Below are 25,027 nucleotides of genomic sequence, written 5' to 3'. Positions count from 1 at the left end.
CCGTCGCCCACGTATGGCACCCCGGGCGCGCGGGGCCATAAGGCATTCGATACTTTTGGGATCGTGGACAAGAAGAACGCCCTGCGCGCCGGTGCCCTGGCTGCCGGTACGACGCTGATGATGCTGCTCATGACGTCTCCCGCGCTCGCGCTCACCCGCGACGACGGCGACGACCCCGGTCCGGGCCTGAGCGTCATGGAGACGCTGGGTCTCTTCGTCGTGGCCCCGCTCGCGATCTTCGCGGTCATCACCGGGCTGGTGATGGTCCTGGACAAGTCCACGGACCGCCGGCCGAAGGCGAAGACCAAGGTTCCCGTGAAGGCCAAGGCCGGAGCCTGACCGAGCCGGAGGCCGGCACCACGGCCTGACCGCTCACCGCACGTTCCCCGAGGGCGCCGACCCCACCGCACGTACGCGCAGCAAGCCGTACGCGGGTGAGGCCGGCGCCCTCGGCGTGTTCTCCCGCGCCGCCGCTCAGGGGTTCGGCGCGGTCAGATACCGCTGTACCGTCGGCGCCAGCCACGCCACGATCTCCTCGGGCGCCAGCGCCACCGCGGACGGGATCCGCAGCACATAACGGGTCAGCGCGAGCCCCAGCAGCTGCGACGACACCAGCGCGGCCCGCGCCGGCACCTGCTGGGGGTCCGGGCACGCCCGCTCGGCGATCGGCAGCAACTGGTCCCGGAAGATGCCCTGCATCCGCTCGGCCCCGGCCGCGTTCGTCGCGCCGACCCGCAGCAGCGCCGTGAGCACCTCGTTCTCCTCCCAGGTGGCGAGGAAGTGGGTGACGAGAGCGCGGCCGACGTCCTTGCGGGGCAGCGCGCCCACGTCCGGCAGCCGCAGATCGATGGCGACCGCCGCCGCGAACAGGCCCTCCTTGTTGCCGTAGTAGCGCATCACCATGGACGGATCGATGCCCGCGTCCTTGGCGATCGCGCGGATGGTGGCCCGCTCGTAGCCGTCGGCGGCGAAGCGTTCGCGGGCCGCGGCGAGGATCGCGCCGCGGGTGGCGTCGGAGCGGCGGGGGGTGCCTGGGCCGGGGGGTGTGGTCGTGGTGTCGCTGTGGCTGCCGTTCATGCCTACGAGCGTAGGCCAACGGGTGTTTGCCAACAAGCGCTTGCCAACAAATGTTTGCCAACAAGTGTTGACTCCTTGCTCCGGCGCTCGCTAGTCTCGTCAACGAGCGTTGGCAAACAATCGTTGGCAAACGGACGTTGGCAACAGGAGGCCACCATGACCGGCACCGCCACCCACCGCACGGCCGACCGCCGCACCGTGATCGTCGTCGGCTCCGGCCCCACCGGCCTGCTCCTCGCCGGCGACCTCGCCGGCGCGGGCGTCCCCGTCACCCTCCTCGAAAAGCGCCCCCACAAGATCAGCAACCTCTCCCGCGCCTTCGGGGTGCACGCCCGCACCCTGGAGCAGTTCGACGCCCGCGGCCTCGCCGACCAACTGCTCGCCACCGGCGACACCATCACCGGCCTGCGGGCCTTCGACCGCCTCACGCTCGACCTGGGCACGCTGGCGTCCCGCTTCCCGTTCCTGCTGATCACCCCGCAGTACGAGGTCGAGCGGCTGCTGGAGCGGCGGGCCAGGGAGGCCGGGGTCGAGTTCGCCTATGAGAGCGAGGTCGTGGGGCTGCGGCAGGACGCCGACGGGGTGGAGCTGGAGGTGCGGGGCGCGGACGGGACGGTCGCCGTGCGCCGCGCGGCCTATGTCGTCGGCGCCGACGGACACCACAGCGTCGTACGCCGGGCGATCGGTCTGGACTTCCCCGGGGTCTCCGTCATCACCTCGCTGTTCCTGGCGGACGTCCGGCTCGCCGAGCGGCCCGAGGACGTGCTCACCGTCAACGGCGCGGGCGACTGCTTCGCGATGATCGCCTCCTTCGGCGACGGCTGGTACCGGGTCATGGGCTGGAACCGCCGGAACGAGGTCCCCGACGACGCTCCCATCGACCTCGACGAGGTCAGGGACGTCACCCGCCGCGCCCTGGGCACCGACTACGGCATGCACGACGCCCGCTGGCTCTCCCGCTTCCACAGCGACGAACGCCAGGCGCCGCGCTACCGGGTGGGGCGGGTCTTCCTCGCCGGCGACGCCGCGCACATCCACTCCCCGGCCGGCGGCCAGGGCATGAACACCGGCCTCCAGGACGCGGCCAACCTGAGCTGGAAGCTCGCCGCGGCCGTCCAGGGATGGGCCCCCGAGGGACTCCTCGACACCTACGAGACCGAGCGGCACCCGGTCGGCAAGGCGGTACTGCGCAGCAGCGGCGGACTGGTCCGGCTGGCCCGGGCCCAGAGCCCGGCACTGCGCGCCGTCCGCGCCCTCGTCACCGCCGTCGGCAACACGGTCGGGCCCGCCCGGCGCAAGGCCCTGGGCCAGATCTCCGGCATCGGCTACAAGTACCCCGCCCCCCGCGGCGCCCACCGCCTCACCGGCACCCGCGTCCCCGACGTCGCCCTGGAGAGCGGCCGCCTCTACGAGGCCCTGCGCGGCGGCCGGTTCGTCCTGATCACCCCGGACTCGGAGGCATACAGGGACTCGGGCACCCGCAAGGACCGGCTGACCGTGGAGCACTGGGCGAGCGACCGCCGTACGACCGTCCTGGTCCGCCCCGACGGATACGTGGCCTGGGCGGCGGAGGCACCGGACGCCGAGGCGGTCGAGAAGGCGGTCACCGCTGCCGTCGGGTGAACCGGGGGCTGGGTGGAGTTGTGTGCCGCCCCGCCCGGCGAAGGAGCGCGGGGCTGCGCCGGCGGGCGACTGCCGCGTCGCGCCCGGCATCGGGCGGCCCGAGTGGAGTCCCGCCCCCGCCCAGCGCAGGGGCGCAGGGATCGCAGCGCGCGGGCGCGCCCGCCCCCCCCGCCAGTCCCTGGGCTCGTCGCCGAGTTTCCGGCGGAGCGATCAGTGCGGGGGCGTCTGGGTTCCCGCCAGCAAGTGGCGGAGCAGGTCGGCCAGTTGGTCGGCCTGTTCGTCGTTGAGGACGGACATCGCCTGGGTCTCGGTGGCGAGGCCGGCGCCGACCGCCTCGTCGAGGACGGTCAACCCCTTCTCGGTGAGGGTGACTTGGAGGCCCCGGCGGTCGTGCGGGTCGGGGGAGCGGCGGAGCAGGCCCGCGCGTTCCAGCTTGTCGAGCCGGCCGGTCATGCCACCCGTGGTGAGCATCAGCGTCGCGGAGAGCTGACGGGGCGAGAGGGTGTAGGGCTCGCCGGCGCGGCGCAGGGTGGCCAGGACGTCGAACTCGCCCCGGGAGATCCCGTAGGGGGCGTACGCCTTCTCCATCCGGTCGCCCATGGCCCGGGACAGCCGGAAGATCCGCCCGAAGACCTCCATCGCCCGGGTGTCGAGGTCGGGCCGCACGGTGCCCCACTGCTCGATGATCGCGTCGACGGGGTCCCTGGAGGGCTGCTGCGGCGTGGCGTTCATGGGGGGAGTATCCGCCCGCGGACCGGTCGCCCGCAAGAAAGTAGCTCGCGAGCAAGTGGATTGCCGGGAAGCGGATTGCGGGAAAGTTACTTAGCGCTAAGCTGCTTTCGAGCAAGTTACTTCCTGGCGTGCCACCGCACGTCTTCTTCTCTAGGGGTCGTCATGGGGAAAGCGGCGAAGACCGAGCGCATACCGGGGGAGTGGGCCCTGCCCGTCGCCGCCGCCGTCAACGGTGTCGGCACGGGCATGTACGTCCCCTTCACCCTGGTGTTCTTCCACTACGTCACCGGTCTCTCCTTCACCGTCGTCGGCCTGGTGCTCACCGTGACCGGCCTCGCGGGCATCGCCGCCCTCCCGCTGGCCGGCACGGCCGTCGACCGGTACGGCGCGAAGCGCGTCCAACTCGCGGTGTACGGCGTCCGTGCCGCCGGTTTCGCGCTCTACCCCTTCGCCCACTCCCTCACCGCCTTCGCCGCGGTCGCCCTGGTCACGGCCGCCGCCGACCGCGCCTTCCCCGCCGTACAGGCCTCGCTCATCGGCGAGGTGGCGCGCGGCGCCGGACGCGACCGGCTCCAGGCGGCCACGCGCGCGCTGCAGAACGCCGGCAACGGCGCGGGCGCCCTGCTCGCCACGCTGGTCATCGCCTTCGCCGGCAGCACCGGCTACACCTACGCGGCCTGGGGCAACGCCCTGTCCTTCGCCCTCGCCGCACCGCTGCTGCTGCCGCTGCGGCCGGTGCGCGGCCGGGACGAGACGGCCGGGGCGACGGCACGCGGGGCCGGTTACCGGCTCGTGCTGGCCGACCGGCCCTTCCTGGTCCTCACCGGCGCCAACTTCCTGAACGCGCTCAGCTATTCGGCCCTGTCCGTGCTCTTCCCGCTGTTCATCGTGGAGTGGCTGCACGGGCCCGCCGTGCTCACCGGTGCCGCGTTCACCATCAACACCGTGCTGTGCGCGGCGGCCGGGGTGTTCGTCGGCGGGCGGGTCCGCAGGGCCGGTGCCCGGCGCACCCGGGCGGCGGCGCTGGGCGCGGGACTGTTCGCGGTGGCGTTCCTCGCCCAGATCGCGCTGGGCACGCTACGGCCGGACTCCGGCCCGGTGCTGGGCGGCGCCCTCGTCGCCGTGATCCTCGTCTACACGCTCGGCGAGCTGGTCCACAGCCCCGCCGCCGAGGTCCTCGCCGTGTCGGCGGCGCCCGCGGCCGTGCGCGGCCGGTATCTGGCGGCCTACCAGATGTCCTGGTCCCTGGCGAAGGCGGTGGCGCCCTCGCTGTTCACGGCCCTGCTCGCGGTGGACGGCCGGGTTCCCTGGGCGGCCCTCGTCCTCACCTCCGCCGTGGCCGCGGCACTGCTGCTCCGCGTGGAACGGCACCTGCCGGCGGACGCGGTACGGCCCGTCGCGGAGACCGTCGTCCGCACCGCGCCCGGGGAGGCCGTAGGCCGGAATGCCGCCGGAGCGGTCGGCGGCCGGACGGCTCCCGCGGAGACCACCGACCGGAGTACCGCCGACTCCTGAGAGGCAGCTCCTGAAGGCGCCCTCTCACTCCAACCACCCTGAAGGGAAACGGTCATGACCCGGTCCGCGACCATCCTCCTCACCGCCCTCGCTCCCATCTCCTGGGGCACCACCTACGCCGTCACCACCGAGTTCCTCCCGGCCGACCGTCCCCTGTTCACCGGACTGGTGCGCGCTCTGCCCGCCGGGCTGCTGCTGCTCGGGGTCGCGCGGGTGCTGCCGAAGGGGGCCTGGTGGTGGAAGGCGGCGGTGCTCGGGGCGCTGAACATCGGTGCGTTCTTCCCGCTGCTGTTCCTGTCGGCGTACCGGCTGCCCGGCGGCATGGCCGCGGTCGTCGGGTCGGTGGGGCCGCTGCTCGTCGTAGGGCTGTCGGCGCTGCTGCTGGGGCAGCGGCCGACCGCGCGGAGTGTGGTCACCGGGGTCGTCGCGGCGTTCGGGGTCAGTCTCGTCGTACTGAAGGCGGCCGGGGCGCTCGATGTGGTGGGGGTGCTGGCGGCCTTCGGCTCGGCCGCCTCGATGTCCGCCGGGACCGTGCTGACCAAGCGGTGGGGGCGGCCCGACGGGGTGGGACCGCTCGCGCTCACCGGGTGGCAGCTGACCGCGGGCGGGCTGCTCATCGCGCCGCTCGCGCTGCTGGTCGAGGGTGCCCCGCCCGCGCTCGACGGGCGGGCGGTCGGCGGCTACCTCTATCTGGCGCTGGCGAACACGGCCGTCTCGTACTGGCTCTGGTTCCGCGGCATCGGCCGCCTCAGCGCCACCCAGGTCACCTTCCTCGGCCCGCTCTCCCCGCTGACCGCCGCGATCGTCGGCTGGGCGGCGCTCGGACAGGCGCTGACGCCGGTCCAACTGGCCGGGATGGCGGTGGCGTTCGGGGCGACGGTGGCGGGACAGGTGGGGCAGCGGGAGGCGCGTACGGTCCGTCGATCGTTCAGTTTTCCTGAAAGGAATGGTCGAAAAGATTCGATGGACGTGACAGATGCGGCGCTGCGACGGTAGATCCACCGAGATCACCGCCCAGTGGAAGGACCCGAGTGACCGTCGTCCTCGACAGGACCGCCCGTACGACCTCCGCCCCGAGGGCAGCCGCCCTCGGGGTGCTGCTCGCCGCCGTCGCGACCGTCGTCTGGTCCGGCAGCTTCGTCACCTCCCGCGCGCTGCACGACAGCGTGCCGCCCGTCCAGCAGGCCTTCTGGCGCTGGACCGTCGCCCTCGTCGCGGTCGCCCCCTTCGGGGCCCGGCAGGCCTGGCGGCAGCGGAAGCTGATCAGACGGCACTCCGGTTTCGTGGTGCTCGCCTCGCTGCTCGGGGTGACCGTCTACAACACGCTCGTCAACCAGGCCGGGTCGACCACCTCGGCCGCCAACATGGGCATGATCATGGCCGCTTCGCCGGTCCTGATGGCGGTGTTCGAGCGGCTGGGCGGCACACGGCTGGGCGCGCGCCGGGTCGGAGGGCTGCTGGTCGCGTGCGGGGGCGTGGTGCTGCTGGTCGGTGGCGGGGCGGGGCTCGCCGCGGGTGACCTGTGGATGATCGCGGCGGCCTGCTGCTTCGGGTCGTACAGCGCGCTGCTGCGCCGCAAGCCGGCCGAACTCGGCGGTACGGCCTTCCTGTTCACGACCTTTCTGTGCGGCACCGTCCTGCTGCTGCCCGCGCAGGGGGTGAGCCTCGCCGTCCAGGGCGGGTTCGAGCCGACGGCCGGCACCGTGCTGCCCCTGCTGTACGTCGGCGTCCTCTCCTCGGCCGTCGCCTTCTTCGCCTGGAACCGGGCCGTCGCTCTCGTCGGTCCGTCCCGGGCCGGAGTCGTGTACTACCTCCAGCCCCTGTGCGTGGCCCTGCTGTCCTGGGTCCTGCTCGGCGAGACGGTCTCCGCGGCGCAGGCGCTGTGCATGGCGCTGATCCTCGGCGGGGTGATGCTGGGTGCGGCCGGATAGGTTGGCCGCCATGCTCGACTGGGACATCCGGAAACTGCGGATCCTGCGGACGCTGCGGGAGCAGGGCACCGTGACCGCGACGGCCGAGGCGCTGCGGATGACGCCGTCCGCGGTGTCGCAGCAGCTGACCAACCTGTCCAGGCAGCTGGGCGTGCCGTTGCTGGAGGCGCAGGGGCGGCGGGTGCGGCTCACGGACGCGGCACGGCTGGTGCTGCGGCACGCGGAGGCGGTGTTCGAGCAACTGGAGCGGGCGGACGCCGAGTTGTCGGCGTACGCGCACGGCGAGGTCGGTGAGGTGCGGGTCGGCGCCTTCTCCACCGCCGTGCCCGCGCTGGTGGTGCCCGCCGTACGGGCCCTGCGGGCGACGCACCCGGGGGTGAGCGTGCGGGTGCGCGAGACGGAGGCCGGGGAGGCGTACGAGCTGCTGGCCGGCGGCGAGGTCGACCTCGCGCTGTCCCTGGCCGCGCAGGCGCCGGAGGTGGGGGACGGCCGGTTCACCCGCGTGGAGCTGCTCGCGGACCCGCTGGACGTCGCACTGCCGCGCGGCCACGGGCTGGCGGCCGCCGAGGGGCTGCGGCTGGCCCATCTCGCCGGGGAGTCCTGGATCTTCGGCGGCAGCGGGCCCTGGTCCGACATCACGCGCGGGGCGTGCGAGGCGGCCGGGTTCAGCCCGCGTCAGGGGCACTCCGCGGCGGGGTGGACGGCGATCCTCGCGATGGTCGAGGCGGGGATGGGCGTGGCCCTGGTACCACGGACGGCCGCGGCGCGGCGGGACGGGGTGGTGATGCGGGAGCTGAGCTCGGACCGCCCGGTCCGGCACATCGTGGCGGCCGTGCGGAAGGGCGCGGAGGAGGGGGCGGCGGTGGCGAAGGTGCTCGGCGCGCTGCGGGAGGTCGCGGCGGGGTACGGCGGCTGAGGCGGGGCCGGGAGGCGAGGGGCCGAGCCGGTGTGCATCCTCCCGTGAACCCGTTCGCCGTGAGTCGGCAAGTACAGGTTGAACACCGTCACTTCCACCGACCCGACCCGACCCGACCCGACCCGACCCCACCGACCCCACCACACGGACGGACTGTCCATGACCGACCTGGCCGACAGTGACACCGCCCTCATCGCGGCGTCGCTCGAGGAACCCGAGCGCTTCGCGGCGCTCTTCGACCGTCATGCTCCCGCCATCCACCAGTACGTCGCCCGGCGGCTCGGCCGGGACGCGGCCGACGACGTCACCGCGGAGACGTTCCTGACGGCCTTCCGGATACGGGCCCGGTTCGACCCCGCGCGGGCCGGCGTCCGGCCCTGGCTGCACGGCATCGCCGCCAAGCAGATCGGCCGGCACCGCCGCGAGGAGGTCAAGGCGCTGAAGCTGCTCGCCCGCACCGGCCACGACCCGGTCGCCGAGAGCTGGACCGACTCCGCCGACGACCGCCTCGCCGCCGAGGCCGCCTCCCGCCCGCTGGCCAAGGCGCTGGCCGGACTCTCCGCGGGCGACCGGCACGTGCTGCTGCTCTTCGCCTGGGCCGACTTCAGCTACCAGGAGATCGCCGAGGCCCTCGACATCCCCGTGGGCACCGTCCGCTCCCGCCTCAACCGCGCCCGAAGAAAGCTGCGTGCCGCGACCGGCGCGGCGGACGGCCCTTTCATCGAAGCTCGCATCCACGAAGGTGACCCCGCATGAACGAGCTCTCCGAATTCCGCGGCCTGCGCGCCGACGCCCCCCTTCCCGACGCCGACCGGCTCGCAGCCCCGCGCGCCCGGCTCACCGCGGCGTTCCGGCAGGAGACCCGCCCTGCGCGTGCCGCCCTTCCCCGGCGCCGGATGATCCTGGTCGGCGCCGCCACCGCGGGGGCCCTCGCCGTGACCGCCGGGATCCTCACGACGCTGCCCGAGGACGGCACCGGCGCCCCCGCGGGCACGGGCCCCCAGATGCTGTCGGCCGGCGCCTCCGCCGACGCCCTCGAACTGGCCGCCGCCACCGTCGAGAAGCACGGCGCCACCGAGCCGGGGCCGAAGCAGTGGGTGTACGAGAAGAGCACCGTCTTCGGCCAGGGCAAGCCGCGGACCAGCGAGGAGTGGACCCGCTGGGACGGCACCGGGCACGCCAACCTGCCCGGTATCGCCCCGCCCGGTGACATCTCGGACTTCGACCCGGACAAGCTCCAGGTCTGGTACGGCCCCAACCAGGAGGAGAAGTGGAAGAAGGAGGGCTACGACGACCGCTCCCAGCGGCAGTTCTACCGCTTCCTCGCCACCCTGCCGAGCGACCCCGACCGCATGATGAAGCGCATCCGCGAGGAGCACGCCATCGGTGACATCAAGGGGGAGACGCGCGCCCAGCGCGACTGGCGGGAGATCAACGTCCTGTACCGGTCGGTGCTGATCCCGCCGAAGGTCCAGGCGGGCCTGTTCCGGGCACTCGCGAAGATCCCCGGCGCCCGGGTGACGACCGGCGTGAAGGACCCGCTCGGCCGCGCGGCGATCAGTGTGAGCGTGAACTACGCCGAGAAGATCCCGTCGGGCTGGCAGGGCAAGCAGGAGATCTTCTTCGATCCCGAGAGCTACGCCTACCTCGGGGAGAACAAGTCCGACGGGCAGATCGTCAACGCCCGTGACGCCTGGGGCGTCGTCGACAAGCCCGGCGCCCGCCCCTGAGCACCCGCAAGGGGCGCCCGGTGCGGCACCGGGCGCCCCTCGTCGTCGTAGCGGAAGCGGCTACTGGGCCGCCGCGTCCGCCGCCTGCGCCCGCAGCGCGCGCTCCACGCCCGCGCGGGACTCCGAGACCAGGCGGCGCAGGGCCGCGTTGGGCTCGGCGGAGGCCAGCCAGGCGTCCGTCTTGTCCAGGGTCTCCTGGGAGACCTGGATCGAGGGGTAGAGGCCGACCGCGATCTGCTGGGCGATCTCGTGGGAGCGGGTGTCCCAGATGCCCTTGACCACCTCGAAGTACTTGTCCGTGTACGACGCGAGCAGCTCGCGCTGCCCGGTCTGGACGAAGCCTCCGATGACCGCCTCCTGCACCGCGTTCGGCAGCTTGTCGGACTCGATGACCTGGGCCCAGGCCTCGGCCTTGGCCTCCTCGGTCGGACGGGCGGCACGGGCGGTGGCCGCGTGCCGCTCGCCGGCCGCGGTCTTGTCCCGCTCGTACTCGCCCGCGATCTCCGCCTCGTCGAAGCGGCCGACCGACGCCAGGCGCTCCACGAACGCCCAGCGCAGCTCGGTGTCGACGGCCAGGCCCTCGATCGTCTGCGAGCCCTCCAACAGGGCGTCCAGGAGGTCCAGCTGCTCCGGCGTACGGGCCGTCGCCGCGAACGCGCGCGCCCACGCCAGCTGGTGGTCGCTGCCCGCGGCCGCCGAGCGCAGATGCGCCAGCGTGGCGTCCGTCCAGCGGGTCAGCAGCGCCTCGCGGGCGGCCGGGTCGGCGTACAGCTCGATCGCCAGCTTCACCTGGCGGTGCAGGGACTGCACGACACCGATGTCCGACTCCTTGCCGATGCCGGACAGGACGAGGGAGAGGTAGTCGCGGGTGGCCAGTTCGGCGTCGCGGGTCATGTCCCACGCCGAGGCCCAGCACAGCGCGCGCGGCAGCGAGGACTCGAAGTCGCCCAGGTGCTCCGTCACGAAGGCCAGGGACTGCTCGTCCAGGCGGACCTTCGCGTACGACAGGTCGTCGTCGTTGAGCAGGACCACCGCCGGACGGCGCTTGCCCACCAGCTGCGGTACGGCCGTCAGCTCGCCGTCCACGTCCAGCTCGACGCGCTCGTCGCGCACCAGCTTGCCGCTGGCGTCGTCCAGTTCGTACAGGCCGACGGCGATGCGGTGCGGACGGAGGGTGGGTTCGCCCTGCGCGCCCGCCGGGAGTGCCGGGGCCTCCTGGCGGATCGCGAACGAGGTGATGACACCGTGCTCGTCCGTCTCGATCTCGGGGCGCAGGATGTTGATGCCGGCCGTCCGGAGCCATTTCTCCGACCAGTTCTTCAGGTCACGCCCGGAGGTCTCCTCCAGCGCGCCCAGCAGGTCGGACAGCCGGGTGTTGCCGAACGCGTGGCGCTTGAAGTACGCCTGCACGCCGCCGAAGAACTCGTCCATGCCGACGTAGGCGACGAGCTGCTTCAGGACGGAGGCGCCCTTGGCGTACGTGATGCCGTCGAAGTTGACCAGCACGTCGTCGAGGTCGCGGATCTCGGCCATGATCGGGTGCGTGGAGGGCAGCTGGTCCTGGCGGTACGCCCACGTCTTCATGGAGTTGGCGAACGTCGTCCACGAGTGCGGCCAGCGGCTGTCCGGGGCGTACGCCTGGCAGGCGATCGACGTGTAGGTGGCGAACGACTCGTTCAGCCACAGGTCGTTCCACCACTCCATGGTGACAAGGTCGCCGAACCACATGTGCGCCAGCTCGTGCAGGATCGTCTCGGCACGCATCTCGTACGCGGCGTCGGTGACCTTCGAGCGGAACACGTACTGGTCGCGGATGGTGACCGCGCCCGCGTTCTCCATCGCGCCCGCGTTGAACTCCGGCACGAACAGCTGGTCGTACTTCTTGAACGGGTACGCGTAGTCGAACTTCTCCTGGAACCACTCGAAGCCCTGCCGCGTGACCTCGAAGATCGCGTCCGAGTCGAGGAACTCGGCGAGGGAGGGCCGGCAGTAGATGCCGAGCGGCACGGACTGGCCGTCCTTCTCGTACACGCTGTGGACCGAGTGGTACGGGCCGACGATGAGAGCGGTGATGTACGACGAGATCCGCGGGGTCGGCTCGAAGACCCAGGTGTCGTCCTTCGGCTCCGGCGTCGGGGAGTTGGAGATGACGGTCCAGCCGGAGGGGGCCTTCACGGTGAACTGGAAGGTGGCCTTCAGGTCGGGCTGCTCGAAGGAGGCGAAGACACGGCGGGCGTCCGGCACCTCGAACTGGGTGTAGAGGTAGGCCTGCTGGTCGACCGGGTCGACGAAGCGGTGCAGACCCTCACCGGTGTTGGTGTACGCGGCGTCCGCGACCACGCGGAGCACATTGCGGCCCTCCAGCAGGCCGGGGAGCGCGATGCGGGAGTCCTTGAAGACCTCGGCCGGGTCGAGCGGGTCCCCGTTGAGCGTCACCTCGTGGACGGCCGGGGCCACCAGGTCGATGAAGGTCTCCGATCCGTTCTCGGCGACGTCGAAGCGCACCGTGGTCACGGACCGGTAGGTACCGCCCTCTTGCGCGCCGGAGAGGTCGAGATCGATCTCGTACGAGTCGACGCTCAGCAGCTTCGCCCGCTGTTGCGCCTCTTCGCGAGTCAGGTTTGTGCCAGGCACGCGGTCATCTCCTCGTTATGTGTGGGTTCGGCGGTTCGGCCATCCTTCCACGGGTCCCGTACCGAACGCGATGTCCAAAACCCGCCGGTGACCGGCGCGGACACGCGCGAGTGTGGGAGACATGACCACCTACACCCCACGCCCCATCACCCCCGAGATCCTGAAAGAGCTCCGCTCCACGGACGACGCGGGACGCGAGTTGGTTCCCGTGACCGACGAGGAGGGCGGGGCACCGCTGCGCTGCTGTCTGCGGCGCAGCGCGCCGGGCGAGCGGATCGCCCTCGTCTCCTACGCCCCGCTGCGGCGCTGGGCTGCGGAAACGGGCGCCGAGCCGGGCGCGTACGACGAGCAGGGCCCCGTCTTCATCCACGCCGAGGAGTGCGCGGGGCCGCAGCCCGACGGCTACCCCTTCGCGAACGCCCACCGGACGGTCCGCCGGTACTCCGCCGAGGGGCACATCCTGGGCGGAGAGCTGGTCGACACGATCGACGACAACGCCTTCCGAAACGCGTTCGACGACCCGGCCGTGGCGCTGGTCCACGTCCGGGCCGTCGAGTACGGCTGCTTCCATTACGAGGTCCGGCGGCCCTAGCCCGTCGGCCCCCGCTACGAGGTCCGGCGGCCCTAGTCCTTCAGCTCCGCCGCCACCAGCTCCGCGATCTGTACCGCGTTCAGGGCCGCGCCCTTGCGGAGGTTGTCGTTGGAGATGAACAGGGCGAGGCCGTGGTCGACGGTCTCGTCCTTGCGGATGCGGCCCACGTACGAGGCGTCCTTGCCGGCTGCCTGGAGCGGGGTCGGGATCTCGGAGAGCGCCACCCCCGGCGCCCCGGCCAGCAGCTCCGTCGCGCGCTCCGGGGACAGGGGACGCGCGAAGCGGGCGTTGATCTGGAGGGAGTGGCCGGAGAAGACCGGGACACGGACACAGGTGCCGGAGACCTTGAGCTCGGGGAGCTCCAGGATCTTGCGGGACTCGTTGCGGAGCTTCTGCTCCTCCTCCGTCTCGTTCAGGCCGTCCTCGACGAGGTTGCCGGCGAAGGGCAGCACGTTGAAGGCGATGGGCCGCTTGTAGACCTGCGGCTCCGGGAACTCGACCGCCTCGCCGTCGTGGGTCAGCTTGTCCGCGTCGGCGACGACCTTCTGGACCTGGCCGTGCAGCTCGGCCACGCCCGCGAGACCCGAGCCGGAGACCGCCTGGTAGGTGGTGGCGACGAGGGCCTGAAGGCCCGCCTCGGCGTCCAGGACCTTCAGGACCGGCATCGCGGCCATCGTGGTGCAGTTCGGGTTGGCGATGATGCCCTTGGGGCGGTCCGCGATGGCGTGCGGGTTGACCTCGGAGACGACCAGGGGGACCTCGGGGTCCTTGCGCCAGGCCGAGGAGTTGTCGATCACGACCGCGCCCTGCGAGGCGACCTTCTCGGCCAGCGCCTTGGAGGTGGCGCCGCCCGCGGAGAACAGCACGATGTCCAGGCCGGTGTAGTCCGCCGTCGAGGCGTCCTCGATCGTCACGCCGTCCAGGACCGACCCCGCGGAGCGGGCCGAGGCGAACAGCCGCAGCTCGGTGACCGGGAAGGCGCGCTCCTTGAGGATCCTGCGCATGACCGTGCCGACCTGACCGGTGGCTCCGACGATTCCGACCCTCACAGCGACTCCTTTGCGTGGCGTTTACGTGGCCTGGACGTTTCCATCATGCGTCTCATCCGGGCCGGTGTGTCCAATCGTTTGCCCGAGGGGTGGGACGCCACTCCTGCCAGGGGCGCGGTTCCAGCGTCCACTCGGCGAGCGACCTGACGTGGAGGAACGCGCTCGAAACGCGGTGCGGGCCGGAAGATGCGGCGAGTTTGCGGTGCGGGAACAGATTTTCGTCGAGTTCGAAGACGTGGATCATGTCGGTCCCGACGGCCACCGGCTCGGCCTCGGGCCCGATGTGACGTACGACTCCATTCCGGTCACCGGGGGTCCGGGCGCCCAGCACGGGGGCGGCGTCGATCAGCGCCGACGGCAGTGAAGATCATGTGAAGAAAGAATTCCGGGAATCGGGCCGAACGTTTCCGCCCGCACCGGCGTCATAGAGGAAACGCGGCGAGGAGAGGGGTGGCTGTGCTGCGCAGAAAGGCCCGTCGCGGCCTGGGGGACGGTGTCCATGACGGGCCGGACGACCCCCTCGACGCGGCTCAGGAACGTCGGGTGCGGGCCGTGCTCGCGCTCGGCGGCGTACCGCAGGCGGACCTGATGGACGGGGTGCAGCAGGTCCGCCTGCGGTTGCTGGAGCGGGCGGCGAAGGGGTACGAGGCGCCGCGCGACGTCTCCGCGTGGGCGGCCGTCGTCGCCTCCAACCTCGCCATGGACTGGCACCGCGCCAAGCGCCGCCAGGAGCGGATCGGCGAACGCCTCGCCTCACTGCGCCAGTTGGAGCATCCCTCGGGCGAGGACACCAGCGTGCTCTCCCTCGCCGTCGCCCAGGGTCTCGACGAACTGCCTGACGCCCAGCGCCAGGTCCTCGTCCTGCGTTTCTTCGCCGACCTGCCGGTGCGCGACATCGCGCACGAGCTCGGCGTCCCCGAGGGCACGGTCAAGAGCAGGCTGCACACGGCGGTCCGCGCGCTGCGCGCCCGTCTGCACGAGGGTGAGGTGGTGTGACGTGACCGCCGAACACGACGGCATCGACGCGCTGATGGCCGCGATCACCGACGAACCCCTGTCCGAGGAAGCCCGCAGAGACTCCGCCTTCATGGCCGAACACCGCGCGGCGAGCGCCGACTTGAGGCTCCTGCGCGAGCAACTGGGCGTCATCGGCCACACCCTCGCCGAACCATCCCCACTCCCGGCCCCGGCCCCGAAGCCGGCTCGGGTGGGTCCCTCACGCGCCCGCCTCTGGGTCCCCAAACTCACCCTCGGCGGCCTCGCGGTGGCCGTGGCGGCCACCGTGGTCGCCGGTCTGGGCTGGCTGGTCGCCACGGGCGGGCCCAGCGCCATGTCCGGGTCGGACGACAGCGGGGCCAGTGCCCAGAAGTCCGAGGCCGACACCAACGTCGGCACCGAGGCCGGCACCCGCTTCGGCAGCCCGCACTATCTCGCCTGCACGCGCCTGGTCGCCGAGGGCACCGTCACCTCGGTCGAACGCCTCGTGGACGGAGTGCAGTTGAGGATCTCCGTGGACGTGATCCGCTACTACAAGCAGGAGGAGAAGCGCCCGGAGCGCCTCACCTACGTCATCGAGGACACGTTCGCCCGCGGTCTCGTCAAGGGCGACCGGGTGCTGTTCGGGGTCCCGAAGGGCGACGCGGTGCCGGACCACTGGGTGGTCGGGGAGCAGCAGGTCGCCCGGGAACGGGCCTGGATCCAGGCCTCGTTGCCGGAGTCGCGCGGGCTGTCCTGCTGACAGGGGGGCACGACGAAGGGGCGGGCGCCCGATGGACGCCCGCCCCTCTTGTGGTACCCGTGACTTACGGGGTGACCTTCTCGATCGCCACGCTGCCGATGCCCGCGACCGTGCCGCGCGCGTTCACCAGCTGGACCTGACCGAAGAACTCACGGCCCTCCGGGGCCGCCGCCAGGGCGGTGACGTTCGCGGAGACGTCCGCGGTGCCACCCGTGCCCAGCTTCACCGCGACCGAGTCGTCGACCGTGACGGAGCCCAGGGCGGCGGAGAAGAACACGTCCTGGTAGTCGTAGGCCGTCGACCCGGCCGGGATCGCGTAGCCGATGACCTGGATGGTGTATGTGCCGGCGGCGGGGTTCGCCACCGAGACGGACTCCTCCGAGTCGCCGTCGGCGGAGCTGCCGGCCTCTTCACCCTTGCCGTCCAGGACGACCAGGTCGAGGTCGGCCGCCGCGTCGGAGACGTTGCCGATGGTGACGTCGAGGGACTTGGCGCCCTCGGGGACCTCGACCGTGGTGGTCTGGGTCTCGCCGTCGGCGATGGTCGGACGGGCCGACTTGGCCGAGCCGAGCGGGCCGCCGACGAGCTTGCCGTCGAGCGCGGCGAAGTTGTTCGTCACCTTCCAGGAGGCGGCGGCCGGGGTGCCGACCTTGGCCTCGGGCACGGTCACGACCTCCGGGTCGAAGGCGGCGCCGAGGACGGTGACGTCCAGCTTGTACGGGTTGTCGAGCACCGGCGACGTACGGCGCGACTCGACCTCGATCTCCCAGACACCGGCGACCGGGTCGGCGTACGAACGCACGTCGGGGCGGCAGCCGTTGCCGTCGAGGTAGTTGTTGTAGCAGTTCGGCGTGCTGGTGCTGTCCACCGGAACGCCGTACGGGTGGATCGCGATGAACCGGGTCTGGCTCTTGTCCTTCAGCCCGCCGATGGCGACCTCGAGGGACTTGGCGCCCTCGGGGACGGTCACGAAGTAGTGCTGCGAGCTGTTGCGCTGGACGGTGTTCGACGCCGAGTAGGTGTACTTCAGCGGCGCCGAGACCACGACCGTGTTCAGGATCTGCTTGTCGATGCCCTCGGTCCGCGGGTCGTCGACCTCGAGGATCGCGCTCTTGAGACCGGCGGTCGGCGCCTTCGCGGCGATCTTGACGGTGACCGGCTTGTTGAGCTCCAGCTTGACCTCGTCCGAGCCGACGATCGAGAAGGTGCCGGCGGCGTTGTTCTCGAGGTGCAGCTCGTGGTAGATCGGCTTGTCGGCGCCGGACGTACGGGTGATGGTGACCTCGTACGACTTCTTGACGCCGGCCTTCAGGCCGCCCTCACGGTCGTAGATGCCGGTGCCGAAGCCCGGCGTCTTCAGGAACTGGTCGATCGCGGTGTCGACCGGCGCCTTGACGGTGTAGTCGTGGGCGGTCGCGCCGTCCTTGATGGAGTCCCAGGCGTCCTCGATGTTGATGAGGCCCGCGCCCTCCTCGTACGCCTGCACACCCTTGATGTGGTCGGCGGTCGAGGTCAGCGCCGTGCGCAGGGTCTTCGGGGTGAGCTCGATGCCCTTCGCCTTGGCGGCGGACAGCAGCAGCGCCGAGGCGCCCGCGGCCTGCGGGGAGGCCATCGAGGTGCCCTGGAGCATGGCGTAGCCGGCCGGCAGCGAGTAGCCGGACTCGGCGACCGGGGCGCCCGGCAGCCAGGTCTGGATCGTGTTGATCGCGGCACCCGGGGCGACCAGGGTCGGGGTGAAGCCGCCGTCCTCACGCGGGCCGCGCGAGGAGAACGGGATCAGCGCGTACGGCTTCGACACGGTCGAGCCGTAGTTGGAGTACCAGGTCGCCTTGGAGATCGAGGCGCCGACGGAGATCACCTTGTCGGCCAGACCGGGGTCGCCGATGGTGTTGGCACCGGGGCCGGAGTTGCCGGCCGAGATGACCAGCTGGACGCCGTAGGTGTCGATGAGGCGCGTGTAGAGCTCGGCGCGCGCGTTGTTGCCGTCGTTGAGCGCCGGCAGACCGCCGATGGACATGTTGACGATGTCGACGCCACGGTTGACGACGAGGTCGATCATGCCCTCGGTGAGCGCGATGTTGGTGCAGCCGCCGGTCCAGGTGCAGGCACGGGACGAGACGACCTTCGCGCCGGGGGCGGCGCCGTTCATCTTGCCGCCGAACAGGCCGTTGGCGGCGGTGATGCCGGCCACGTGGGTGCCGTGCTCGGACTCGATGACGCCGATGTTGACGTAGTCCGCCTTGGCACCGGCGGCGTTGTAGACGACGTCCTTGCGGACCTCGACGACGAACGGCTGGCGCTCGACGACCTCGGTGGACGGGTTGTCGGTACCGAAGTAACCGATCTGGAATCCGTCCTTGTACGGCTTCAGCGCCTCGTCGTCGGAGAAGTCGAAGTTGTTGTTGAGGTCGACCCGGACGGTGCCGGCGGCCGCGTCGTAGAGGACGCCCCAGACGTCGGTGGTGTCGCCGTCGCGGTTGGAGTCGCCCGCGGCGTCGCCGCCCGCGGTGAACGACTCGCGGAACAGGTTGAACTGGTAGGAGCCCGCGGGGGCCTTCCAGGTGGCGCCCGCGATGGTGAAGGTCGGGCCGGCGACCGGGTTGTTCATCCGCCGCCAGGTGCCGTCCCCGTCGGCGACCGGGTCGGTCGCGGTGACCCAGTCGACGATCTTCCGCTCACCGGTGGTGGTCTTCTGCAGCGCCGGGTGACCCAGGTCGACACCCGAGTCGAGGACGCCGATGGTGATGCCGCGGCCGTCCGCCTTCGGGTGGTCCTCCACGAAGTCGACGGCGCCCGTCTCGAAGGACGGGTTGTACGGGTTCTCGGCGGGGGTCTTCTTGCCGGGCGCCGCGGGGGTGGCCGCCTTGCTGACGGCCGCGCCCTTCGCGGTGTCCGCGCTCGGCGTCGGGTCGTCCAGCGGGATCTCCTGGCGCAGGTCGATGCCGTGCACGGAGGAGAGCTTGACGGCGGCGGCGATGGCCGCGTCCGCCTTCGCGGTGGGGACGGTGGCGCGGACGTAGCCGACCTTGTCGAAGGTGCGGCCCACGAGGCCGCCGGTCACGGCGTCCAGCTGCTCGGCGACCTGCTCGGTCTGCCCCGGAGCGGTCGCGACCATCAGCGAGATGTTCTTGTCGCCGTCGGCCTTCGCCTCGGCGAGCAGGTCCGCGTCGTCCGAACCGAGCTTGTCGTGGGCGGACTTGACGCTCGGGTCGGCCGCGGCGGGCGCGTCGGCAGCGGCGACGGCCAGGGGTATCGGCCCGGCCGCGGAGAGCGCGGCCACGAGACCGGCGGCCACGGCGATACGCACCACGCGTCTCGCGCCGCCCGATATCGGTTCGCGCTGGGGGGTGAAGGTCATCGGCATCCCTTGTAGGTAAAGGAACGTGCGGTAGCGGCCGGGGCCGATCGGTCCTGACCGCGAAGGTCCGGAAATGCGACCCCGGACGATCGCACAGCTTTACGCATGGGAAGGATGTTTAGGGAGAGTTGACCGAATCGATATGGGCGGATGGGGAAAACCCGCGATCCCCTTTAGGGGCATCAGCGACCAAAGGGACAACTCGCCCCGCTGTCTCTCAGGTTCTTCTGGTACAGCCCTCAACTTTCCTTGGTGCGCGCGTAGTGCCGTGACGCCTTCGCCCGGTTTCCGCAGGCCGCCATCGAGCACCAGCGGCGCGTGCCGTTCCGTGAGGTGTCGAAGAAGTGCAGGATGCACGCCTCGTGGGCGCAGCCGCGGATCCGGTCGGGCGCGGCGGAGAGAAGCTCCAGGTAGTTGCGCGCGGCGAGCCAGGCGGGACCCCAGGTGGGGTCGTGGAACTCCGGGACCTCGCCGGGCCCTTCGGCGGTGAGGGTGGCCCGGATCCGGCCGTGCTCCAGGACGGCGTCGAGCGGTGCCACGGCGCCCTCGTGGACGGCCCCGCGCAACGCGTCCCGCGTCTGGAGCACATGCCGCAGGGTCAGCGCGTCCGCCTCGAATCGCCCGTCGAGCGCGTTGGCCCCGAGCCACACCGCCAGCCCGTCGATGTCGGTCAGCAGATCCTGCACGGCCCCTTCCCGCATCCAGCGCGTGTTCAGCAGGTCGAGCGCGAGGGGCTCACCGATGAGAGGGCGGGGATCGGCGGACATGTGGGGGCTCCCTTCCGTGCTAACCGCTCAAGGGTACGTGACTGGTTGCGCGGGCCGCTTATAACCCTTAATGTTGTTGTGACAGGTTAGGCAAGCTGAAGGGGACAGCCATGACCTTGCGCACCGGCCACATCGGTCTGAACGTCACCGACCTCGGCCGCTCCCTCGCCTTCTACCGCGACGTCCTGGGCTTCGCCCTGATCGGCGAGGGCAAGGAGGAAGGCCGGCGGTACGCCTTCCTGGGCGACGGCGAGCGCCTCGTCCTCACGCTCTGGCAGCAGGCGGGCAAGGGCTTCGACGGCGACCGCGCCGGACTGCACCACCTCGCCTTCGAGGCGGACTCGATCGACCGCGTCAGGGAGTACGAACAGGCGCTGCGGACGTACGGAGTGGACTTCGCCTACGACGGGGTCGTCGCCCACCGCGAGGGCGCGGCCTCGGGCGGCATCTTCTTCCACGACCCGGACGGCACCCGCCTGGAGATCTCCGTGCCGAGCGGCGCCGAGGGCGCTCCGGCACCGGTCGAGTCGGCTCCCACCTGCGGATTCTTCTAGCCATGGGCGTCTATCACGCGGGCTCGCGGACCGTGCAGGACCGGGTCGGGGTGCGGGAGCAGGCGGACCACGTGGGGCGGGCGATCGGCGAGGGCGTCAAGCCGGTCGCGGCGGCCTTCCTGGAACTCCAGCCGCTGCTGGTGGTGGGCGCCGCGGACCCCTCCACGGGCCGGGTCTGGGCGTCACCGCTCTCCGGAACGCCGGGATTCGCCCGGGCCACCGGACCGCACCGGATGTCGGTGGCCGGCGGCGTCCCGGAGACCGACCCGCTCGCCACCGCCCTCACCACCCCCGGCACACCCGTCGGCACGATCGCCCTCGACCCCCGCACCCGCCGCCGCATGCGCCTGAACGGCCGACTGCGGCCGACGGCACGGGGATTCGCGGTGGAGGCGGAGAAGGTGTTCGCCAACTGCCCCAAATACCTCCAGAGGAGAGAGTCGTACGAGGTGGTGGGCGACCGGAGAAGGGGAGTCGCGGTACGGGGAGGCGAACTGGACCCTGGACAACAGGAGTTCATCTCGTCCGCCGACACCTTCTTCATGGCGACCGTGCACTCCGGCACCGCCGCCGAGGCCAGCCACCGGGGCGGCAACCCCGGCTTCGTACACGTCGATTCGCCGCGTGAGCTGAGCTGGCGGGACTACCCGGGCAACGCCATGTTCCTGACCCTCGGCAACCTCGCGGCCGACCCCAGGGCGGGGCTGCTGTTCCTGGACTGGACGACGGGGACGACCCTGCAACTGACGGGTGAGGCGCGGACGGAGTTCGGGGGCGCGTCCGGGGCGGAACGCCGGGTGCGCTTCACGGTGCGGGAGGTCGTCGAGACGCCCTCCGCGGTGCCGCTGCGCTGGTCGGCGCCCGAATACTCGCCCGCGAATCCGGAGCCGGCGGGCTAACTTCCGTACATGCGCAGGAAACTGAGGGTGGCGGCCTACGCCATGTGTGTCCGTGACGGCAAACTCTTGCTCGCCCGCTGGATCGGCGGCGACGGCAGGCCGGAGTGGACCCTGCCGGGCGGCGGGATGGAACACGGGGAGGACCCGTACGACACCGTCCTGCGGGAGGTGGACGAGGAGACCGGCTACACCATCGAGGTCACCGGACTCCTGGGTGTGCACACCCGCCGCCACACCTACACCCGCCGCTTCGGCCGAACCGTCGACCACCACGGCCTCCGCCTCGTCTACGAGGGCCGGATCACCGGCGGCGAACTCCGCCCCGAGATCGGCGGCTCCACCGACATGGCCGCCTGGCACGACCTGGACGCGGTACCCGAACTGAACCGGGTGTCCCTGGTCGACATCGGTCTGCGCCTGTGGCGCGAGCGACCGGCGGCGGGGCGGGTGGCAGGCGTCCGGGAGTAGCCGGGCCCCCACCCTGACCTCTCTGTGCCGTTTCCCTCCCGAATGGGACGCCTGTCTGGGATGCTGAACGCCGCGGACGCGGCAGGGAGTTCGGCCGCAAGCATCGCCATCGCCGAGGGGGACGGCCATGGAGTGGTCGATGTCCATCACATACGGCGCACTGGGCGGCCTCGTCGTGGAGATCGTCGTCTTCTACGGGCGGATCGCGACGTGGCAGGCGGCCAGGCACCGGGCGCTGTCGCGGAACAGACGCCGCGACAAGCTCCCGCGCTTCGACAAGTACGTCGATCCGCCCTCGGACGCCTTGGCCGCGCTGACACGGGTCTGCCTCGGGGCGGGGGCGGGCTGGCTCTTCGCTCCGCAACTGACGGGGGCGCTGGCCACCGTGGCCGTGGGCGCGTCGGCGCCGGCGCTGCTGCGGCAGTTCGGCAGCGCGCGAGTCCTTCAGGCGGTGATCGCGGGCGGCACCCCGGAAGCGGTGGCGCCGGCCGAGCCTTCGACCCCGGCCGGCGAGGTACTCGAATCATGACCCGACCTCGCCTCGCCGAGCGGTACTGGGCATCCCTCACCGACTCCCGCGCGGAGGCACTGGACCACCTCATCGAGCATGGACGACGCCGGGATCTGCCGTTCTGGCGGAGGTACGTGGCGTCGCTGCTGGATGTGGAGGTGGTGGAGGAACGGGGACTGAGGGAACGGGACTTGGGGGCAGAGACGGTGGTGCCGGGAGCGCCGACGTCGACGGTCCACTACACGTTGGACGCGACCGTCGAGGTCGGAGAGACCGTGCCTGCGGGGCGGGACAGGCGGCTGCTGCCCGCGATCGCGCTCGCCGCGGCGCTGTGCATGGGCATCGGGCTCAGCGCCGCGCTCTCACTCTTCGGGACCGGGCACCAGGCCGCATCGTCTCCCGCCACGCCGACCGTTCTGCCCAGTCCCACCGCTGTGGAAAGCGTCATTCTTCCGAGTTCGGCCGCCCCTTCAGGCGTGTACGAGGAGGGGGACGGCTACGCCTGGGCGCCGCCCGAAGACTGGCAGCGCTCCGAGAATTCGGGGGCCGAGGTGCACTACACCTCCCCCGACGGCAAGCAGGAGCTCGTGGCCAAGTCCGCCTTGGCCCGCGGCGACCTTCTGGAGACATGGCGGACGTCGGAGCAGGACGCACAGGACGGCACCGGCTACCGGAAGATCCGTCTGGACGCGACAGAGTTCCGCGACCACCCGGCGGTCGTCTGGGAGTACACCTTCACCCTCGACGGGGTTCCCTGGCACGCCCGGCTCCTCGGCTTCAGCGCGGACGGCAGGTCGTACCAGATCAACACCTGGTACCAACCCGGCATCGAATCCCAGGCCCTGGAGATCTACGACGAGGTCAAGGCCAGCTTCACCGTCCTGTGACCGTTCCCCTCCCTTACCCCGGAAAATGAACACGGAGTGACCGCCTTCCGGCCGTTCGAGGAGCGGTCGTGGGCGCGGAGGGTGGGCCAAGATCCACGTACGGTGATCGGCGTTGCGCGTTGCGGTCTCGTTCACGCGCAGGTCATTCCCGGTGCCAACGATCCAGAGCGAGCGGGTTGTTCGCGACAGCGAGCGGCCCGCGACCACTGCCGACGCGTTCGCACTCGGGGAGACCGCGCCATGTCGCGCATACGCTCTGTCGCCACCTCCGCCCTGGCGGTCAACCGCCGTACCGTCCTCGCGGCCACCGGCGCCGCGGCCGTCTCCGCGGGTGTCGGCTACGCCCTGCGGCCCACCGACAGCCAGGCCGCCACCACCGGCACCGGCACCGCCGCCCAGGGGGCGCCCGTCGCCCAGTCCCGGCAGGCCCCCGCCGTCCCGCTCGCCCCGTACACCCGGGGCACGACCGTCGCCACCGTCGCCGCCGCCCGTACCGCCTCCGGCTTCCGCCGCCTCGGCGACGGTCCCGGCTGGGAGCGGGTGGTGCGCAGCGAGCTCGCCGCACCGAAGACGGGCCGCGCGGGCCGCCGTACCGCGCTCGCCGCCTTCGTCCAGCTCACCGATCTGCACCTCATCGACGCCCAGCACCCGCTGCGCCTGGAGTACCTCCGCTCGACCGACGTGCACGCCTGGCGCCCGCAGGAGGCGCTGACCGTGCACGGGGCCATCGCCCTGGTGGAGCGGGTCAACGCGCTGCGCGGCGGTCCCGTCACCGGTGCGCCGCTGCACTTCGCCATGACCACCGGCGACAACACGGACAACAACGCCAAGTCCGAGCTGGAGTGGTTCCTGAAGGTCATGAGCGGCGGCCGCATCACCGCCAACACGGGTGACCCGCGCGGTTACGAGGGCGTCCAGAACAGCGGGCTCAAGCAGTACTGGCAGCCCGACACCACCGTCCGCGACGCCGACAAGCAGCGCGGCTTCCCGCACCTCGACGGCTTCCTCGCCGCCGCGATCCGCGAGCTGAACAGCCCCGGCCTGAACCTCCCCTGGTACTCCACGGTCGGCAACCACGACTCCATGCCGCTGGGCTGCTACGCCTCCCACGGCGACTCCTGGCTCACCGAGTACGCCGTCGGCGGCAAGAAGCTGATGAGCCTGCCCGCGGCCGAGGCCAAGAAGCTCCAGGACGCCATCAAGAAGGCCAAGGACCCCCGGGGCGTCGGCTTCCGCGACCTCCTCAAGGCCCACACCCGCGACATGCGCTCGGTCACGCCGGACGAGCTGCGGGCACCGTTCACCCCGCGCGAGTACGTGCGGGCCCACCTGGACCCGGCCTACCGCGGCCTCGGCCCGGTCGGCCACGGCTACTCCACGGCCAACCTCGACGCGGGCACCCAGTACTACTCCTTCCGCATCGCCGAGGACGTCATCGGCATCAGCCTCGACACCACCGACGCGGGCGGCCACTACGAGGGCTCCATCGGGACGGCCCAGATGAAGTGGCTGGACAAGACGCTCAAGGACAACAAGGACTCCTACGCCGTCGTCTTCAGCCACCACACCAGCAAGTCGATGGACAACACCCGCCCCGACCCGGCCCGCCCCGGCGAGCGCCGGCACAACGGAGCCGAGGTCGTGGCGCTGCTCGGCCGCCACCGCAACGTCCTCGCCTGGGTGAACGGTCACATCCACCGCAACGAGATCACCCCGCACGCCGTCGGCAACGGCCGCTCCTTCTGGGAGATCTCCACCGCCTCCCACGTCGACTACCCCCAACTCGCCCGCGTCGTCGAGCTGGTGGACAACAAGGACGGCACGATCTCCCTCTTCACCACCTGCGTCGAGTCCTCGGCCCCGCACCGCACGGACTTCGCCGACCTCTCCCAGACCGGCCTGTCGGCCCTGTACCGCGAGCTCTCCTACAACGCCCCCGGCGGCCGCACGGACCTGGCGGGCAAGAAGGGCGACCGCAACACGGAGCTGGTCCTGAAGAAGGGCTGAGCCGGAAGGGCTGAAACCCGCTCAACCGGCGTACCCGTC

24 protein-coding genes are annotated in these 25,027 nt (G+C 71.5%); 18 read left to right on the top strand and 6 right to left on the bottom strand.

Annotated features, from left to right (window positions below):
- The first annotated feature begins 63 nt into the window (after positions 1 to 63).
- A complete protein-coding gene (locus tag ACFY0U_RS03230; protein WP_388629371.1) occupies positions 64 to 339 on the top strand; it encodes a hypothetical protein in 276 nt (91 codons plus the stop codon).
- Positions 340 to 474: 135 nt separating this feature from the next.
- On the opposite strand, the gene ACFY0U_RS03225 is transcribed toward ACFY0U_RS03230, so the two are convergent.
- Positions 475 to 1,077, bottom strand: a complete 603-nt coding sequence (locus tag ACFY0U_RS03225; protein ID WP_388629368.1) for a TetR family transcriptional regulator — start codon at positions 1,075 to 1,077, stop codon at positions 475 to 477.
- A gap of 156 nt (positions 1,078 to 1,233) precedes the next feature.
- Here ACFY0U_RS03225 and ACFY0U_RS03220 point away from each other — a divergent pair, with 156 nt between their 5' ends.
- Entirely contained in the window at positions 1,234 to 2,700 is a 1,467-nt protein-coding gene (locus ACFY0U_RS03220; RefSeq protein ID WP_388629366.1) for an FAD-dependent monooxygenase, read from the top strand.
- A gap of 210 nt (positions 2,701 to 2,910) precedes the next feature.
- Here the strand turns inward: ACFY0U_RS03220 and ACFY0U_RS03215 are convergent, their stop codons facing one another.
- Positions 2,911 to 3,432: a MarR family winged helix-turn-helix transcriptional regulator gene (locus tag ACFY0U_RS03215; RefSeq protein ID WP_388629363.1), complete on the bottom strand. Its 522-nt coding sequence runs from the start codon at positions 3,430 to 3,432 to the stop codon at positions 2,911 to 2,913.
- Positions 3,433 to 3,594: 162 nt separating this feature from the next.
- Between ACFY0U_RS03215 and ACFY0U_RS03210 the strand changes: the two genes are divergently transcribed.
- From ACFY0U_RS03210 to ACFY0U_RS03185, 6 genes are all read left to right on the top strand, one after another.
- Entirely contained in the window at positions 3,595 to 4,947 is a 1,353-nt protein-coding gene (locus ACFY0U_RS03210; RefSeq protein ID WP_388629361.1) for an MFS transporter, read from the top strand.
- Positions 4,948 to 5,001: 54 nt separating this feature from the next.
- A complete protein-coding gene (locus ACFY0U_RS03205; RefSeq protein ID WP_388629358.1) occupies positions 5,002 to 5,943 on the top strand; it encodes an EamA family transporter in 942 nt (313 codons plus the stop codon).
- A 35-nt stretch (positions 5,944 to 5,978) separates the two neighbouring features.
- A complete protein-coding gene (locus ACFY0U_RS03200; protein WP_388629355.1) occupies positions 5,979 to 6,878 on the top strand; it encodes a DMT family transporter in 900 nt (299 codons plus the stop codon).
- A 10-nt stretch (positions 6,879 to 6,888) separates the two neighbouring features.
- The gene (locus ACFY0U_RS03195) at positions 6,889 to 7,794 is read left to right on the top strand and encodes a LysR substrate-binding domain-containing protein (RefSeq protein ID WP_388629352.1); all 906 of its coding nucleotides are present in this window, start codon (positions 6,889 to 6,891) and stop codon (positions 7,792 to 7,794) included.
- A gap of 159 nt (positions 7,795 to 7,953) precedes the next feature.
- A complete protein-coding gene (locus ACFY0U_RS03190; protein WP_388629349.1) occupies positions 7,954 to 8,550 on the top strand; it encodes an RNA polymerase sigma factor in 597 nt (198 codons plus the stop codon).
- The gene (locus ACFY0U_RS03185) at positions 8,547 to 9,524 is read left to right on the top strand and encodes a CU044_5270 family protein (protein WP_388629347.1); all 978 of its coding nucleotides are present in this window, start codon (positions 8,547 to 8,549) and stop codon (positions 9,522 to 9,524) included. The genes ACFY0U_RS03190 and ACFY0U_RS03185 overlap by 4 nt, the downstream gene beginning before the upstream one ends.
- A gap of 60 nt (positions 9,525 to 9,584) precedes the next feature.
- Here the strand turns inward: ACFY0U_RS03185 and pepN are convergent, their stop codons facing one another.
- A complete protein-coding gene (pepN, locus tag ACFY0U_RS03180; protein ID WP_388629344.1) occupies positions 9,585 to 12,158 on the bottom strand; it encodes an aminopeptidase N in 2,574 nt (857 codons plus the stop codon).
- A 121-nt stretch (positions 12,159 to 12,279) separates the two neighbouring features.
- On the opposite strand from pepN, the gene ACFY0U_RS03175 reads away from it, so the two are divergent.
- The gene (locus ACFY0U_RS03175; protein ID WP_388629341.1) at positions 12,280 to 12,750 is read left to right on the top strand and encodes a DUF1203 domain-containing protein; all 471 of its coding nucleotides are present in this window, start codon (positions 12,280 to 12,282) and stop codon (positions 12,748 to 12,750) included.
- 32 nt (positions 12,751 to 12,782) lie between these two features.
- Here the strand turns inward: ACFY0U_RS03175 and ACFY0U_RS03170 are convergent, their stop codons facing one another.
- Positions 12,783 to 13,799, bottom strand: coding sequence for an aspartate-semialdehyde dehydrogenase (locus ACFY0U_RS03170; protein WP_388629338.1), 1,017 nt, complete (start codon positions 13,797 to 13,799; stop codon positions 12,783 to 12,785).
- A gap of 202 nt (positions 13,800 to 14,001) precedes the next feature.
- On the opposite strand from ACFY0U_RS03170, the gene ACFY0U_RS03165 reads away from it, so the two are divergent.
- The 3 genes from ACFY0U_RS03165 (at position 14,002) to ACFY0U_RS03155 (ending at position 15,537) form a co-directional block, all read left to right on the top strand.
- A complete protein-coding gene (locus ACFY0U_RS03165) occupies positions 14,002 to 14,163 on the top strand; it encodes a hypothetical protein (RefSeq protein ID WP_388629335.1) in 162 nt (53 codons plus the stop codon).
- A gap of 86 nt (positions 14,164 to 14,249) precedes the next feature.
- Positions 14,250 to 14,795: a sigma-70 family RNA polymerase sigma factor gene (locus tag ACFY0U_RS03160; RefSeq protein ID WP_388629332.1), complete on the top strand. Its 546-nt coding sequence runs from the start codon at positions 14,250 to 14,252 to the stop codon at positions 14,793 to 14,795.
- A 1-nt stretch (position 14,796) separates the two neighbouring features.
- On the top strand, positions 14,797 to 15,537 hold the full coding sequence (locus ACFY0U_RS03155; protein ID WP_388629329.1) for a hypothetical protein: 741 nt from the start codon (positions 14,797 to 14,799) through the stop codon (positions 15,535 to 15,537).
- A gap of 64 nt (positions 15,538 to 15,601) precedes the next feature.
- Here ACFY0U_RS03155 and ACFY0U_RS03150 read toward each other — a convergent pair whose 3' ends face one another.
- Together ACFY0U_RS03150 and ACFY0U_RS03145 are read right to left on the bottom strand one after the other, a co-directional pair.
- Complete coding sequence (locus ACFY0U_RS03150) at positions 15,602 to 18,895, bottom strand: S8 family serine peptidase (protein WP_388629326.1); 3,294 nt, start codon at positions 18,893 to 18,895, stop codon at positions 15,602 to 15,604.
- A gap of 239 nt (positions 18,896 to 19,134) precedes the next feature.
- A complete protein-coding gene (locus tag ACFY0U_RS03145) occupies positions 19,135 to 19,662 on the bottom strand; it encodes a CGNR zinc finger domain-containing protein (protein ID WP_388629324.1) in 528 nt (175 codons plus the stop codon).
- A gap of 110 nt (positions 19,663 to 19,772) precedes the next feature.
- Here ACFY0U_RS03145 and ACFY0U_RS03140 point away from each other — a divergent pair, with 110 nt between their 5' ends.
- The 6 genes from ACFY0U_RS03140 (at position 19,773) to ACFY0U_RS03115 (ending at position 24,988) form a co-directional block, all read left to right on the top strand.
- Positions 19,773 to 20,216: a VOC family protein gene (locus ACFY0U_RS03140; protein ID WP_388629321.1), complete on the top strand. Its 444-nt coding sequence runs from the start codon at positions 19,773 to 19,775 to the stop codon at positions 20,214 to 20,216.
- A gap of 2 nt (positions 20,217 to 20,218) precedes the next feature.
- Entirely contained in the window at positions 20,219 to 21,115 is an 897-nt protein-coding gene (locus ACFY0U_RS03135; protein WP_388629318.1) for a pyridoxamine 5'-phosphate oxidase family protein, read from the top strand.
- Positions 21,116 to 21,124: 9 nt separating this feature from the next.
- Positions 21,125 to 21,583 carry an NUDIX hydrolase gene (locus tag ACFY0U_RS03130; RefSeq protein ID WP_388629316.1) on the top strand — a complete coding sequence of 153 codons (459 nt, stop codon included), beginning with the start codon at positions 21,125 to 21,127 and terminating at the stop codon, positions 21,581 to 21,583.
- Between the two features lie 139 nt (positions 21,584 to 21,722).
- Positions 21,723 to 22,112, top strand: a complete 390-nt coding sequence (locus ACFY0U_RS03125) for a hypothetical protein (protein ID WP_388629313.1) — start codon at positions 21,723 to 21,725, stop codon at positions 22,110 to 22,112.
- The gene (locus ACFY0U_RS03120) at positions 22,109 to 22,981 is read left to right on the top strand and encodes a hypothetical protein (protein ID WP_388629310.1); all 873 of its coding nucleotides are present in this window, start codon (positions 22,109 to 22,111) and stop codon (positions 22,979 to 22,981) included. The genes ACFY0U_RS03125 and ACFY0U_RS03120 overlap by 4 nt, the downstream gene beginning before the upstream one ends.
- A 240-nt stretch (positions 22,982 to 23,221) precedes the next feature.
- Positions 23,222 to 24,988, top strand: coding sequence for a TIGR03767 family metallophosphoesterase (locus ACFY0U_RS03115; RefSeq protein WP_388629308.1), 1,767 nt, complete (start codon positions 23,222 to 23,224; stop codon positions 24,986 to 24,988).
- The last annotated feature ends 39 nt before the right edge of the window (positions 24,989 to 25,027 follow it).

The sequence above is a fragment of the Streptomyces sp. NPDC001536 genome, assembly GCF_042894505.1.
In the GTDB taxonomy this organism is placed as follows: Bacteria; Actinomycetota; Actinomycetes; order Streptomycetales; family Streptomycetaceae; genus Streptomyces.
The sequence above is the reverse complement of the archived record's forward strand: the minus strand, read 5'-3'. Positions and strand labels throughout refer to the sequence as shown.